General features: G+C 64.0%; 12 protein-coding genes. 4 read left to right on the top strand and 8 right to left on the bottom strand.

The features are described 5' to 3' along the window. Positions 1 to 197: 197 nt before the first annotated feature. Both I6L33_RS19355 and I6L33_RS19360 read right to left on the bottom strand, forming a co-directional pair. Positions 198 to 1,892, bottom strand: a complete 1,695-nt coding sequence (locus I6L33_RS19355; protein WP_201882288.1) for a pyridoxal-dependent decarboxylase — start codon at positions 1,890 to 1,892, stop codon at positions 198 to 200. Between the two features lie 188 nt (positions 1,893 to 2,080). Then, a complete protein-coding gene (locus tag I6L33_RS19360) occupies positions 2,081 to 3,097 on the bottom strand; it encodes a lipoate--protein ligase A (RefSeq protein WP_010633377.1) in 1,017 nt (338 codons plus the stop codon). Positions 3,098 to 3,534: 437 nt separating this feature from the next. Between I6L33_RS19360 and I6L33_RS19365 the strand changes: the two genes are divergently transcribed. Next, positions 3,535 to 5,970 carry a diguanylate cyclase gene (locus I6L33_RS19365; RefSeq protein ID WP_005302980.1) on the top strand — a complete coding sequence of 812 codons (2,436 nt, stop codon included), beginning with the start codon at positions 3,535 to 3,537 and terminating at the stop codon, positions 5,968 to 5,970. Between the two features lie 69 nt (positions 5,971 to 6,039). Here the strand turns inward: I6L33_RS19365 and I6L33_RS19370 are convergent, their stop codons facing one another. From I6L33_RS19370 to I6L33_RS19390, 5 genes are read right to left on the bottom strand one after another with little or no spacing between them, the layout of a single operon-like run. After that, positions 6,040 to 9,225, bottom strand: coding sequence for an efflux RND transporter permease subunit (locus I6L33_RS19370; RefSeq protein ID WP_216973150.1), 3,186 nt, complete (start codon positions 9,223 to 9,225; stop codon positions 6,040 to 6,042). After that, the gene (locus I6L33_RS19375) at positions 9,218 to 10,267 is read right to left on the bottom strand and encodes an efflux RND transporter periplasmic adaptor subunit (RefSeq protein WP_216973151.1); all 1,050 of its coding nucleotides are present in this window, start codon (positions 10,265 to 10,267) and stop codon (positions 9,218 to 9,220) included. The genes I6L33_RS19370 and I6L33_RS19375 overlap by 8 nt, the downstream gene beginning before the upstream one ends. Before the next feature lie 36 nt (positions 10,268 to 10,303). After that, positions 10,304 to 10,750, bottom strand: a complete 447-nt coding sequence (locus tag I6L33_RS19380; protein ID WP_017765698.1) for a YeeE/YedE family protein — start codon at positions 10,748 to 10,750, stop codon at positions 10,304 to 10,306. Positions 10,751 to 10,762: 12 nt separating this feature from the next. Further along, on the bottom strand, positions 10,763 to 11,176 hold the full coding sequence (locus I6L33_RS19385) for a YeeE/YedE family protein (protein ID WP_010633373.1): 414 nt from the start codon (positions 11,174 to 11,176) through the stop codon (positions 10,763 to 10,765). Further along, entirely contained in the window at positions 11,176 to 11,490 is a 315-nt protein-coding gene (locus tag I6L33_RS19390; RefSeq protein WP_010633372.1) for a helix-turn-helix transcriptional regulator, read from the bottom strand. Before I6L33_RS19390 ends, I6L33_RS19385 begins: the two co-directional genes overlap by 1 nt. A gap of 88 nt (positions 11,491 to 11,578) precedes the next feature. Here I6L33_RS19390 and I6L33_RS19395 point away from each other — a divergent pair, with 88 nt between their 5' ends. From I6L33_RS19395 to I6L33_RS19405, 3 genes are all read left to right on the top strand, one after another. Continuing rightward, the gene (locus I6L33_RS19395; RefSeq protein WP_005302992.1) at positions 11,579 to 11,764 is read left to right on the top strand and encodes a DUF2892 domain-containing protein; all 186 of its coding nucleotides are present in this window, start codon (positions 11,579 to 11,581) and stop codon (positions 11,762 to 11,764) included. 426 nt (positions 11,765 to 12,190) lie between these two features. Then, positions 12,191 to 12,565, top strand: a complete 375-nt coding sequence (locus I6L33_RS19400) for a hypothetical protein (RefSeq protein WP_005302994.1) — start codon at positions 12,191 to 12,193, stop codon at positions 12,563 to 12,565. A gap of 191 nt (positions 12,566 to 12,756) precedes the next feature. Beyond that, positions 12,757 to 13,485 (top strand): MgtC/SapB family protein, encoded by a 729-nt coding sequence (locus I6L33_RS19405; RefSeq protein WP_005302996.1) that lies wholly within the window; start codon positions 12,757 to 12,759, stop codon positions 13,483 to 13,485. A gap of 61 nt (positions 13,486 to 13,546) precedes the next feature. Here the strand turns inward: I6L33_RS19405 and I6L33_RS19410 are convergent, their stop codons facing one another. After that, positions 13,547 to 14,557, bottom strand: coding sequence for a substrate-binding domain-containing protein (locus I6L33_RS19410; RefSeq protein ID WP_216973152.1), 1,011 nt, complete (start codon positions 14,555 to 14,557; stop codon positions 13,547 to 13,549). Position 14,558 lies beyond the last annotated feature (1 nt).

The raw sequence follows: 14,558 nt of genomic DNA on the forward strand, positions 1-14,558 counted from the left end.
GGAAATATAGCCTGAACGAAACATGCCGGCGCACCTTGCACCGGCATGCTGTCGTCATATATTCATGGCCTCCGATATGATTGTCGGCCTTATTGATAACCATCCCGGTTCCAATTTCCCAGGCAGATTGTTGAAATGACGGCGCAATAAAAATGGGCAGGTTATTCCTGCCCATTTGTTATATGGAAACGCTGTTCTCAGCCGCGGATATGGTCGATAAAGGCGTCGATCTGCTCGCGGCCGCAGGCCGGGTTCATAAAGACCGCCTTCTCACCGGCGATATAGGAGTACTTGCCGCGGGCGTCGTAGTCGGAGTGGGCGATGGCCTCCACCCAGTTGGTGTAGAGCCCCACCTTGCCACGCCCGGTAAACAGGCTGCGGTGATAGTCGGTGTTGCGCTGCAGGCGCGCCTTGTAGGCGGGGTCCGTGCTGCGCGCCAGCTCGAAGGCGAACTCGGCGTCGGGGTCCTGCACCCACTCGGGGTTGTAGATCTTGAAGCCCACGCTCGGCCCCTGATTCTCCTGCGCCACCAGCTTGACGTTGCCAAGCTGGCTTAACCGGAAGCGGAAGTAGTTGGCGTTTTGCAGGCAGTGGGCCAGCACGGTGCGATACCCCTCGACCCCCAGGTAGTTGAGGGCCGCATAGGCACCAAACAGACCGCTCGCCCCGCGGGAACACTCGATGGTGGACTGCAGGTGGGTCTGGCCCTGGATGTCCCGCTCGAAGTAGGAGAAGTTCTCCGGGTCGTTCTCCATCGCCTTGAGGTCATCCTGCTCTTTTATCATCACCAGGCTGGAGGTATAGGGCACATAACCCCACTTCTGGAAGTCGACGGTGAAGGAGTCGGCGTATCTGAGCTCGGCGAAGCGGCTCACGTTGCGCTCTATGCCCGCCAGAGTCGCGGCGTTGATGGCGAGCGGGTTAGCGGCAAAGTCGTAATCCAGGAAGAAGATCATCGACCAGCCGATGGCGGCATCCACGTGGATGTGCGGCTTGACCGCCACCTCGAACCGCTCGCAGAGGCGATCCCGCAGCTCGACCACGGGTCTCACCTGGTCCACCCCGAAGGTGTCGGTGGTGCCCATGGTGAGCATGATGGTGGGCACCACGTGCTTGAGGGCAAAGCAGGCGGTCAGGGTGCGCTCCAGATGGTCGAGATCGATGTCGTTGTTCTCGCCCACCTGGATGCGGATGGTCTTGTTCTCGATGTCGACCCCGAGCAGAGAGAGGTTGGTGATGTTGGAGTAGTGGCCGCCCTGGGAGTTGATGATGCGGTAATCCTGATAGTGGCCGAGCCCCTTGTGCTTGGCCTCGGGCAGGCTCTTGCGAATGCCGAGCAGGTAGCCATAGAGGTTACAAAAGGTCCCCCCCTGGGTGAAGATGCCGGTGGCGCGGGCCGGATCGTAACCCGCCAGCAGGGCAATCTGGCGCACCACCTTCTTCTCCAGCTCCTCAGCCACCCCGGCATACTCGGAGTAGACCAGGTTGGGGTTGGCGAGGATCCCCATCTGAGCGCCGTAGATAGCGGGATCCGCCGACATGGTGACCACGTTCTCGACGCTGGAGGGGTTCTCCCAGTCTTTGGAGAGGGCGCCGGCAAACAGCAGCTCCGCCATGGGCTCGCCCGGCGTGCGCATGGCTTGCGGCACCGGCATGGTCTCGCACAGGTCGGCGAGGCGGGCGCGACCATCGGGCCAGGCGTTCAGCCGCGCCGACGGGGCCAGGCCGCGGGCGCGAAACTCGTTGAGGGTGGCGAAGCCGGGTTCACGAAAGACCGGCCAGAGATCGGGGTTGCGCGAGAAAAAGTTGGCTTTGACTGTGGCAAAACGACGTTTGAATTCGGGGTGGATGGCGTTGACGCCTTCATCTTTCAAATAGACCAAGTCACTCATTTTTATACCATTAGTACAGCAAATGTGCTGCCCTTATACCCCTGGGTCGCCGTTTGAAACAGCGACAATAACTAATGGCCTCCCCTACTTTTTGTCATGCATGAGGGCGGACAACGGCTGGCAAAAAGGCGCCTTTCGAGCGCCTCTTTTGATTTTGTGATCCACCCGCCCCAACGGCGAGAAAAGCGTCAGCGCAGCGATGCCAGCAACCAGCGCGAGAATGCCTCCAGCTCGCTCTGCAGGGCCGGGAACTCGCCGCGCCACTGGCGCAGCAACTCGTCGATGGCCTCCACCTGATAAGCCACCCCGGGCAAGCGCGCGGCCAGCGCATCCAGCGGCGCCGGATCCAGGCTGTCGCTGAAGATCTGCGCCCGCCCTATCACCCCCTTCTCCACATCGAAGTGCAGCTCCACCCCGCCCCAGCCGAAGCGCTCGTCCAGCTGATGGCTGAAGGCGGGGGCGTGGCCGAAGTTCCACTCCCAGCTGCGCTGGCGGGCGAAGGTCTCGGCAAAGCCGGGCAAGTCTGGCAGCCGCTCTGGGGAGATGTGCTCGGGCTGTACCCGCTCGCCGTAGTGACTGAAGAAGGCCTCGCACAGGGCCTGACTCACCTGGCCATGGTCGATGCCCGGCAGCAGCTCGCCGAGGTTCGCCACCCGACTGCGCACCGAACTGATCCCCTTGGCGGCCAGCTTCTTGGGATCGGGGTTCAGGTAGTGGGCGAGTCGGCCGAGGTCTGCGTCCAGCAGCAGGGTGCCGTGGTGAAAGCCGCGATCATGGGTCTCCCGATAGGCCGAGCCCGACACCTTGCGCTCCCCGTCCGGGGTCGCCACCAGCAGATCGTTGCGACCGGAGGCGAAAGCCTCGACCCCGAGCCGCTTGAGCGCGTCCAGCACGATGGCGGTGGAAATGCTCTTGTCATACTCCGGCTTGCCCGCCATGAAGGTGAAGCAGCTGTTGCCAAGGTCGTGAAACACGGCGCCACCACCGCTGCTGCGGCGAGCCAGGGTCACCCCGTCCTCTTCCATGCGGCGGGTATTGCACTCCTTCCAGGGGTTCTGGGCCCGGCCGATCACCACGGTATTGGCGTTGCGCCACAGAAACAGCACCCGCTGATGCGGGTTCATCTGGCGAAAAATGCACTCTTCCACCGCCAGATTGAACAAAGGATCGTGGGAGTCGGACAACAACAGACGCAATCGGGACATGAGAAGGCCTCATCGGGATGGGAGAACCGCTATCATACCACCCGGGCAGCAAGGATCCGCTTCCCCCCTCCCGCCAATAATTGACTCATAACGCAATAATCGCAGTTTCGACACATTTCGACAGCAAGTTGAAAGTATCCCGTGATACGGCGACACAGACTGACGCATTGCGCTAAAAAGAGCCCAAACACTCGCGCTTATTGAGGTAATCGACAATCAAATACGACTAAAATGCGACCATTTTTATAGGTCATATGGCTCCGTAATTCTTCGCTTAATTGCCAAAAATAACGAGCAGGAAGGCCAAATGTGATGAATGACACAGAAATCATTTTTTCTGTTACGCATCCCCTGTTATAGCGCCCTTTCGCCCCCTTGCGGGCAACAAGGAATTGTTTGACTCTAGGACGGACCATCGTCTCCCGAGAGGAATGAGTATGAGCGTCGTAAATTCCTCCCTTCATCGCCTGCTCTGGTACCTGCCAATGCTTGGTTCGGCGATGTTTTGCGCCTTTTTTTCACCGCCGTCGAAGGCGGTGATTGACAAGGTGACAGTGCAGTTGCCCTGGCAACACCAGTTCCAGTTTGCCGGCTATTACGCGGCCCAGGCCAAGGGTTTCTATCGAGCCGCCGGTCTGGATGTCACGCTGCGACCCGCCATGACCGGCACCGATGTGGTCAACGAGGTGATGTCGGGCAATGCCCAGTTCGGGATCAGCGGCAGCGATCTGCTGCTGGCCCGCGCCAGCGGCCAGCCCATCGTGGTGCTGGCCTCCATGTTGCAGCACTCGCCACTGGTGCTGCTCACCCTGGAGCGACCCGACATTCGCCAGCCGGCGGATCTGGCGGGCAAGCGGCTGATGCTGGAGCCCGGCTCCCAAGAGCTGCAGATCTACCTCAACCGCCACACGCCGCCGGAGAGCTGGATAAAGCAGCCCTACCGGCAGGGCTTGAAGGCATTGCTGGCGGGCAAGACGGATGCCATCAGCGCCTACAGCACCACCGAGCCCTTCTATCTGGCCAAGATGGGCATCCCCTACCGGGTGTTCTCCCCCCGCAGCATCGACTTCGACTTCTATGGTGACAACCTGTTCACCTCGGAGCGCGAGCTGAACAGCAGGCCGGAGCGGGTCTATGCCTTCCAGCAGGCGACCCTCAAGGGGTGGCGCTACGCCATGGACAACCCGGCCGAGATGATCGACTGGATCGTGACCAACTACCCGAGCGGCGCCGGCCGTGATCTGCTGCAGTTCGAGGCCGACACCACCCGGGAGCTGATGCAGCCCGATCTGGTCGAGCCCGGTTACATGCAGCCGGAGCGCTGGCAGCAGATCGCCAGGAACTACCTCGATGCCGGTCTGCTGTCGGCCCTGCCCGACCTGGAGCACTTCCTCTACAACCCGGATCGGGAGCGGATCCGCCAGCAGCGCCAGCTGCTCGACAAGAGCGTGGCGGTGGCCATGCTGATCACCCTCTCCCTGCTGACCCTGCTCGGCATCTTCTGCTACCTCTATCTGCGCCTGCGCCAGGAGGCGCGCGGCCGACAGCGACTGACCCGCGAGCTGGCCCAGAGCGAGCAGCACTACCGCTTCGTGGCGGAGAACAGTGCCGACGTCATCTGGACCATGGACACCACCACCCTACGCTTTCGCTATGTCAGCCCCGCCATCCAGCCGCTCAGCGGTTACGACCCCACCGATGTGCTCACCCTCCCCCTCAGGCAGCTTATTCCGGAGACATCCAGAAAGCAGCTGCGCGCCGAGCTGAGCGGCTCCCTCGCCGCCTGGCAACGCGGCGATCACGAGCAGACCCGCTGCGTCATTCGTACCCAGCTGCGTCACAAGGAGGGACATCTGGTGGCCACCGAGACCATCACCACCCTGCACGGCAACGAGCAGGGCCAGCCCGATGCGATCCTGGGGGTCACCCGCGACATCACCGAGCGGGCTGCCCGCGAGGAGATGATGCGCCGGCTCGCCTTCTACGACCCGCTCACCAACCTGCCCAACCGCCGGCTGCTGCAGCAACGGCTGAAGGAGGTCATGGAGGGCAAGGTGGCCCAGCTCGCCCTGCTGTTCATCGATCTCGACCACTTCAAGCCGATCAACGACACCTTCGGTCATGAGACAGGTGACGTGCTGCTCAACATGGTGGCCGAGCGGATGCGCCACTGCGTGCGGGAGCGGGATCTGGTGGCCCGCCTTGGTGGGGACGAGTTCGTGATCCTGCTGCCCGATACCGGTGACGAGGCGCTGACGGTGGCCGACCACCTGCACCAGCGCCTGCGCCACCCGTTTCGCATCGACGAGGAGCAGGAGCTGCGCATCTCCAGCAGCATAGGAGTGGCCCTCTACCCGGAGCACGGCACCGACCCCAAGACCCTGATGCACCACGCCGATCAGGCCATGTATCAGGCCAAGGGACGAGGGCGAGGCCGGGTCTGTCTCTATACCGCCGGGCTGGATCCGGAACAGGGCTCGCTGGTGTGGCAGAGCAGCCACGAGTGCGGCCACCCGCGCATCGATGCCGAGCATCGCCAGCTGTTCGTGCTGACCAACCGGTTGCTGGAGCACATGAAGGATCACCAGGAGCACCCCGCCCTGTTCCTGGAGTGCATGGAAAATCTGTTCGACGTGGCACGCCACCACTTCACCTTCGAAGAGCAGGTGCTGGCCGAGCTGGGTTACCCCGAGTTCACCAGCCACCAGCAAGACCACCAGCTGCTGCTGCAAAAGGCTGACCAGCTGATGACCGCCGCCAGGGCGGGTACCCTTGGCAACGACGAGTTGCTCAACTTCATCATTCAGGAGCTGGTGGTCGGCCACATGAGCCAGGCCGACCGGCGCTACTTCCCGCTGATGAAGGGGCGCTGAGCCCCGCCAGCCGGCATATCTCCTCCCTGAACGTGTGAAACGAGAAGGGCCACCCGGGTGGCCCTTCTGTCATTGTGCGCCCGGCACATCTGCCGCGCCCCCCTCCGCCCGGCGCGACATCAGGCTGTAGTAGAGCAGCGGGATCACCACCAGGGTGAGCAGGGTGGAGACCAGAATGCCGAAGATCAGGCTGATGGCCAGGCCGTTGAAGATGGGGTCATCGAGGATGAACAGGGCACCGATCATGGCCGCCAGCGCCGTCAGCAGGATGGGCTTGGCCCGCACCTGGGCGGCGCCGATCACCGCCTGCTCGAACGCCATACCGGCGCTGCGCTGCTGCTCGATGAAATCCACCAGCAGTATGCTGTTGCGCACTATGATCCCGGCCAGCGCTATCATGCCGATCATCGAGGTGGCGGTGAACTGGGCCCCCAGCAGGGCGTGACCCGGCATCACCCCGATCAGGGTGAGCGGGATGGGCGCCATGATGATAAGCGGCACCAGATAGGAGCGGAACTGGGCCACCACCAGCAGGTAGATGAGGATCATCCCCACTCCGTAGGCAATGCCCATGTCGCGGAAGGTCTCGTAGGTGATCTTCCACTCCCCGTCCCACAACAGCGCCACCTCTCCCAATTTATCCGGCTGCTGCACGTAATACTGGGGCAGGTCGATATCGGCTCCGGCGGCAAACATGCCGTAGAGCGGGCTGTCGGCATGGCCCCCCATGTCGGCCACCACCATCACCATGGGCCGCATGTTCTTGTGCATGATGTAGCTGGGGGCCACCTCGTCGCGGCGGCTCACCAGCTCGGAGACCCGGATGAGCTGGCCGCTCTGGCTGCGCACCTTGAGCGCCAGGATGCCGGCCAGCTCCCGCTTGTCGCCGGGGGCGAGCTCGACACGGATCGGTACCGGGTACTTGGCCCCCTGATCGTGCAGCCAGCTGGCATCCTGATAGCCCACGCCGCCGTTGAGGGTGGCCACCAGCTCGCCGAGATCGACTCCGAAGCGGGCCGTCTTGCTGCGATCCACCACCAGCCGCCACTTGGGCTGGGGGTCGGTCAGATAGATGTCCACATCCACCAGATCCGCCGTCGCCACGAAGCGGGCCTCTACGGCGCGGGCCGCCGCTTCACGGGCAGCAGGCGTGGGGCCATACACTTCGGCGACTATGGGTGACCAGACCGGCGGGCCCGGGGGCACTTCTACCACCTTGAGATTGCCTCCTACCGCGCTGGCGATGGCCTGCAGCGGCGCCCGCACCGACTGGGCAATCTGGTGGCTGCTGCGATGGCGATCGTGTTTGTCTACCAGATTGACCTGGATATCCCCCACGTTGGCGCCGCTGCGGATAAAGTAGTGGCGCACCAAGCCGTTGAAATTGATGGGGGCGGCGCTGCCGGCGTAAATCTGGTAATCCTTCACCTCGGGCACCCTGGCAAGCTCCCGACCCACCGCCAGCAGGGTGCGCTCGGTCTGCTCCAGGGTCGCCCCCTCCGGCATGTCGAGCACCAGCTGGAATTCCGACTTGTTGTCGAAGGGGAGCATCTTGAGCACTACCCACTGCACCATGGGCATGGCGGCGGCGCCCGCCACCAGCAGCAGGATGACCAGCCAGAGCTTGCGTCTCGCGCTCCTGGCGCCAGCGCCAATCAGGAAGGGGGTCATCAGTCGGTGAAAGAGGCCGGCCCTGGCCTCGCCGTGGGCGACATGCCCCTCGTTCTTGAGCAGATGGCCCGCCAGCCAGGGGGAGAAGATAAAGGCCACCAGCAGCGAGATAAGCATCCCCATGCTGGCATTGATGGGGATGGGGCTCATGTAGGGGCCCATCAGGCCGCTGACAAACGCCATCGGCAACAGGGCCGCGATCACGGTCAGGGTGGCGAGAATGGTCGGCCCCCCCACCTCGTCCACCGCGCCCGGAATAAGGTCCCTGAGGGAGCCTTTGCCCAGGCCGCGATGGCGGTGGATGTTCTCCACCACCACGATGGCGTCATCCACCAGGATGCCGATGGAGAAGATAAGGGCAAAGAGGGACACCCGGTTGAGGGTAAAGCCCCACGCCCAGCTGGCAAACAGGGTCAGTGCCAGGGTGATGACGATGGCGATGCCCACCACCAGCGCCTCGCGCCAGCCCATGCTCACCAGCACCAGCAGCACCACCGCCGTGGTGGCGAAGATGAGCTTGCCGATGAGGGTGTTGGATTTGGTTTCGGCGGTGACGCCATAGTCCCGGGTCACCGTCACCTCGACCCCGGCCGGGATGAGCCGATTCTTGAGGCTCTCGACCCGGGCTTCCACCCGCTTGGCCACCTCTACCGCGTTCTGCCCCGGCTGCTTGCCGATGGCCAGGGTTACCGCCGGATAGCTCTGCTCACCCAGCCCCATCCAGCTGCGCTGGGTCGGGGTCTCCTCCCCAAGCGCCACCTGGGCCACCTCGCCGAGGTAGACCGGCTTGCCGTTATGCAGGCCCACCACCAGCTCACGGGCCTCCTGCTCGCTTTGCAGGAACTGCCCCACCTGCACCTTGATCTCCCGGTTGTCCTGCACCACGGCCTGCTCGTTGCCCGCCTGGTTGGCGGCGGCGAGCCGCTGGTTGAGCTCACCCCAGCTGATGCCGTGGGCGCTGAGGGCCGCCGGATCCGGCATCACCCGCAGCACGGCGCGCTGGCCGCCCAGGCTGTAGATATCGCGGGTGCCGGGCAATCGCTTGAGCTCGGTCTCCAGCTCGTGGGCGACCCGGGTCAGCTCGGCGGCCCCCAGCTGCTTGCTCCAGAGCGTCAGGCTGACGATGGGCACATCGTCGATCCCCCTGGGTTTGACCAGCGGCTGACCGACGCCAAGCCCCTGGGGCAGCCAGTCCCGGTTCGAGTCGAGCTGGTTGTTGAGATCGACGATGGCCTGCTCGCGGCTCACCCCGACCTTGAACACCACCACCAGCAGGGCGCCATCGGGGCGAGAGAAGGAGTAGAGGGTATCAATACCCTTTATCTGGGAGACCACCTGCTCGGCAGGGGTGGTGACGAGGGATTCGACCTCGGCCGGGCTGGCCCCCGGGAAGGGGATATAGACGTCGGCGAAGGTGACATCGATCTGCGGCTCCTCCTCCTTGGGGGTCACCAGCACCGCAAAGAGGCCGAGCAAGAGCCCCACCAGCGCCAGCAGCGGGGTGATGGCCGAGCCCTGAAACAGGGCCGCCAACCGGCCGGCTGGCCCCAGTGTGTTCTTGCTGTCGTGAGCGTCGCTACTCATGGGCCACCGCCTGCTGGCGCGCCCAGCCATCCGGTGCCACCCGATCGCCGCTCTGGACGCCCGCCAGGATCTCGCACTGCCCTGCCTGGCAATGGCCGACCCGCACCGGCGTCAGCACCCAGCCATCCCCCTCCTTCAGGTAGAGACCGCTGAACTCACCCTGCCGGAGCAGGGCCTGCTCCGGCACCTGCAGCAACTTACGTTCGCCCTGCTTGAGCTGCACCTTGAGCCACATGCCGGGCAACACCCCCGCCGTGCTCGGCGGCAGATCGAGGCGCAGCCGAAAGGCGTGGCTCTGGCTGTCGGCATAGTTGAAGCGGGTCAGTTTAAGGGGGGTAACGGCCCTGCCATCCGGCAGCAGCACCTGTGCATCCGACGGCTGGCCGGCGAGGGCCAGCGCAGATTGGGGCAGCTCCACCTCCACCCGCAGGGCATCAAGGGAGAAACCGGAGAGCAGCGGGGTGCCGGGGGCCACCGTCTCCCCCAGCTCTACCAGCCGCTTGGTGACCACCCCGGCGTAGGGGGCGAGGATACGGGTATAGCCGTAGGCCTCCCGGGCCTGGGTGAGGGCAGCCTCGGCGGCGTTCACCTCGGCGCGGGCAGATCTGTCGCTCGCCAGGGCGCTGTCGAGCTGGGCGCGGGTGATCACCCCCTTGGCAATCAGCGCCTGGAAGCGGGCGAGCTGGCGCTCGGCCTCCACCTGCTGGGCCTGGGCCCGGGCCAATCGCGCCTCGGCGCCGGTCACGGCGGCAAACTGCTCCTTGCCGCTGATCTCGAGCAGGGGCTGTCCGGCCACCACCTCATCGTTCACATCCACCAGCATGCGGGAGACCCGACCGCCAGTCTGGGCCGCCACCGTCCCCTGATGGATGGCGCTGACGGTGCCATCCAGGGTGAGCCAGTCGGTCACCTGACGGGGAGCCAGTGTCAGGGCCGCCTCGCCATTCGTCTCGGCAGACCATGCCGTCGACAGCGTCATGGGAGAGACAAGCGCAGATGTCACGGCCAGCAGAATGGCCCCCGGCAAGCGGATCGGTTCCATGATAGTTCTCCTTCCCCGGCAGCGGGGGCAATCCATTCAGGCGGAGCGGGCGTGGCAGCGCTTCTCCCGCACCTTCACCAGGACCCGATCAACCAGCAAGATCCCGGCCACCATGGCGGCTACGAACAACAATATCATGGGCTGGCCACTGGAAATGAGACTCAAGGCAGGCCCCGGGCAGATACCGACCAATCCCCAACCTATGCCGAACAGGGCAGATCCCCCGATGAGGCGGCGATCCAGCTTGGGGGCTGGCACCACAGCCATGGGCTCTCCCAGCAGGCTCAGGCGCCGCGGCTTCACCAGCAAGAAATAACCCGGCATGAAGACCAGCAGGGCGCCCCCCATCACGAACCCCAGGCTGGGATCCCAGGCGCCGGCCAGATCGAGAAAACCGGTAACCCGGGCGGGATCTATCATGCCGGAGATGGCCAGACCCAGACCAAACAGCAAACCGGCGAGCAGACTTGTCAACAAGGTCATCGCAATAGCCTCCTAGAAGAGATGATGAGTCAGAAACACGGTCAGCACACCGGTTGCCATGAAGGTGAGGGTCGCGACGATGGAGCGCACGGAGAGCCGCCCCATGCCGCAGATGCCGTGGCCGCTGGTGCAGCCATTGCCAAAACGCGTGCCGATGCCCACCAGCAGACCAGCCAGCAGCACCAGCGGCCAGGCGGGCAGCGCGGTGAATGCAGGCATGCTGGCCCAACCCAACGTCAGTGCCAGCCAAGCCCCCGCTCCCAACCCCAGCAGGAAAAGCAGTCGCCACGGCGCCCTGTGTTGCAGCGCCCCGGCCAGGATGCCGCTGATCCCGGCCACCCGGCCGTTGCACAGCATCAGGATCAGGGCCGCGAGCCCCACCAGCATGCCGCCCCCCAGGGAGAGCAGCCATTGGCTTTCCATCATCAAGATTCCTTATTTTCTGAGTGACAAAAATGGGTTTGCAGCGCCGCCAGCACATCGGCGGCCGCCTCGCTCACCAGCGAGTAGTAGATCTGCTGGGAGACCTTGCGCGAGCGAACAAGACCCTGGCGCTTCAATACCGACAGTTGCTGGGAGAAGGCCGACTGGCCGAGCTGGCTGCGGGCCAGCAGCTCCCCGACTCCCTTCTCCCCCTCCACCAACTGACAGAGCACCATCAGGCGTTCGGGATGAGCCAGCGCCTTGAGCAGGGAGGCGGCGGCCGTCGCGTGTCTGTTCATCTCGTCGAATTGGCTCATGGGAGTAAATTAGCAATTGCTGATATTTGGTTCTATTGTATAAAGTGACACTAAATTAGCAATATCTAAATTAACTAAGGAGAAGGTCATGACAGTAGAAAACGGAGTAAGAGTGGTCGCGGGCTGCATGTTGTTGTTGTCGCTGCTGCTCACCGCCTGGGTGCACCCGGGCTTTGTCTGGCTGAGCGTCTTTGTCGGGGTCAACCTGATCCAGAGCGCCTTCACCGGCTTCTGCCCGGCCGCAATGATCCTCAAACGGCTGGGGTTGAAATAGCGGCGCGCCAAGGTAGAGAAAAACCTGCCATCTGGGGCGGAATGAGGGGGGCGGGGCATCTCGCCGCCCTCCTATGGCCACGGAGGTAGCCAGCCGGCCCCGACTATTGACGAACTTGTATCTAAATGTTGCTAAATGGGCGATGAGGCTTTACCCCACCGCTCTGGATGAGTACCATCAGGCCGTCCATCAACAGCGGAGACCATCAGTGGGCAACTCATCAAGTGACAGTTGTAGACCGACCCTCGTCGTCGGTACCCGGGTCGCGAGCTAGCCGCAGGTCATCCTCTGCCGCATGCTCGCAGCCCTGCGAGAAGCGGAAATCCACTCCCCTCTTCTCTTTTTACACTTGACGTCTGGTGACCATTGGCCAAAAGCCATGGCCGCCATGCCTGCATAGTTTCTGCTTCCCACAAGGAGGCTGCTATGCGTTTTATTTCAACCCTGTCCGTAACCAACCGGACTCACCCCCTGCTGAGCAGACTGGGTCGCGGCCTGTTGCCGCTCTGGCTGCGTGGCAAGGAGCGCCAGCACCACTACCGGCTGCAGATCCGTTGCGAGGATCGGGCCGACATGGAGCAGGTGCTGGATCTGGTGAACCACACCCTGCAACCGGCGGGCCTGCACCCCTTGCAGTCCCTGCGACCCGGTCGCAGCGGCGGGCGGGAGCTGGTGCTCAATCTGCACTGCACCCCGCCCCAGCGGCGCTATCTGGTGCAGTTCGTGCACCAGGTGGGGGTACATCACCCGGTTCGCTGGGAACTGCATCCGCGCCGCGACCCTGAACCGGCGCTCAATTGAGCAAGCCATAACCGGGGCCAGCCACGCTGGCCCCTTTCAATCCGTTTCGCAGCCCAGCCCGCCATTCTGCATGGCCGGGCCGGGCTTTCCGTGCGTTTTTTTGATGAGGTGATGGCCTTCACGCACGGGGATCAGGCAAGGGAACCCTCGCCCGCCTTCAGGAAGGCCATCTGCAACAGAAGGAGTACGCCATGAGAATGTGGCAACAATTGGACATGATTTCCCTGCTCGACACCCTGGCCAGCCTGCTGCTCGCCTTCGTACTCGGCAGTCTGGTGGGGCTGGAGCGTCAGTATCGTCAGCGTACCGCGGGCCTGCGCACCAATGTACTGGTAGCGGTGGGCGCGGCCCTGTTCGTCAACCTGGCCCAACGCATCTATGACCTGCACGGCGGCACCTACGGGGTGGTGCACGTGGTGGCCTACATCGTCTCCGGCATCGGTTTTCTCGGCGCCGGCGTCATCATGCGCGAATCCGGCAATATCCGCGGCATCAACACCGCCGCCACCCTGTGGGGTGTGGCGGCGGTCGGTGCCGCCAGCGGGGCCGGGCTGGCCATGGAGGCGATCCTCGGCGCCCTGTTCGTGCTGGCCGCCAACACCCTGCTGCGCCCGCTGGTGAACCAGATCAACCGCCGCCCGGTGGACAACACAGACACCGAGGTGACCTACCGGGTGACCGCCCTCACCCAGCGCGAATACCAGAAGGAGGTGCTGCACTGGCTGGAAGAGATGCTGGAGCAGGCCAACTATCCGCTGAGCGAGCTCGACATCGAGCCTTTTGGCGAGCGGGATCTGGAGATATCCGCGGTGCTGCTGGCTACCTCCATCGATGGCGACGAGCTCGATGCCCTGATGGTGAAACTCGGCATCCACCCTCACATCAAGCAGGTGTTCTGGCGCGCCAGTACCACGGATTGAGGCCAGCCCTCGCCCCACAGCAAAAAGCCCCGCACTGGCGGGGCTTTTTCATCTTTTCGGGTTAGCGGCGGCTGCGCCAGCGCACCCTGGGGGGGATGACCTGGGCGGTCTGGGTGGGGGGATTGCCCGCGATAAGTTGTTGCATCAGCTCGAAGGCGGCGCGAGCCAGGGCCGGGCAATCCTGGGCCACCGAGTCGATGCGCATGGGGATGCAGTCGAGCAGGTCGTGATCGTCGAAGGTGCACAGCCGCATCCCTGTCTCCATCAACCCCGCCTCGTTGAGGTAGCGCAGCACCCCTTCGAGCAGGGTGAAAGAGGCGGTGAAGAGCCCCTTGGGCGGCGCCCCGAGCTCGTCCACCAGCTCGGCCATCAGCTGATAGCCCGAGCTTGGCTGGTAGTCGCGGTGACGGACCCGGTCTGATGTGGCCTCCAGCCCGGCGCGGTGCAACCCCAGCTCGTAGCCCGCCAGCCGGTGGCGGCTGGGGGAGAGATCCAGCAGGCCGCCGAAGTAGTAGATCTCCTCCCCGCAGCCGGCCGCCATGTCCTGCACCAGCTCGGCGGTGGCCTTGCAGGCATCCGAGATCACCATGGGCAGGCGCGACTCGCCGATGTGGCGGTCGAGCTGCACAACCGGCAGACGGTCGTGAATGCGAGCATAGATGTCGTCGCTGTGGCCGCTGGAGGCGACGATGAGGCCGTCCACCTGGCGGCTGATGAGGTTGTCCACCACCCGCTGCTCCAGGGTGGGGTCATCCTCGGAGCAGGCGATGAGCAGCTGGATCCCCGCCTCCCGGCAGTGAGCCTCCAAGGCGCGGGCGATGCTGGCGAAACCGAAGTTGGTGAGGTCGGGGATCACCAGTCCCCAGGTGTAACTACGCGCCGCCCGCAGGGAGCGGGCATGGATGCTCGGCTGGTAGTGGCACTCGTCCGCCACCGCCTGGATCCGCTTGCGAGTGTCGTCGGCGATGCGGTACTCCGCACTCTTGCCGTTGAGCACCAGGCTGGCGGTGGCCTTGGAGACCCCCGCGAGCGTGGCTATCTGGGCAATCGTGATCCGTTTTTTCTTCTCCACC

Source organism: Aeromonas sp. FDAARGOS 1403 (genome assembly GCF_019047325.1).
GTDB lineage: Bacteria > Pseudomonadota > Gammaproteobacteria > Enterobacterales > Aeromonadaceae > Aeromonas > Aeromonas dhakensis.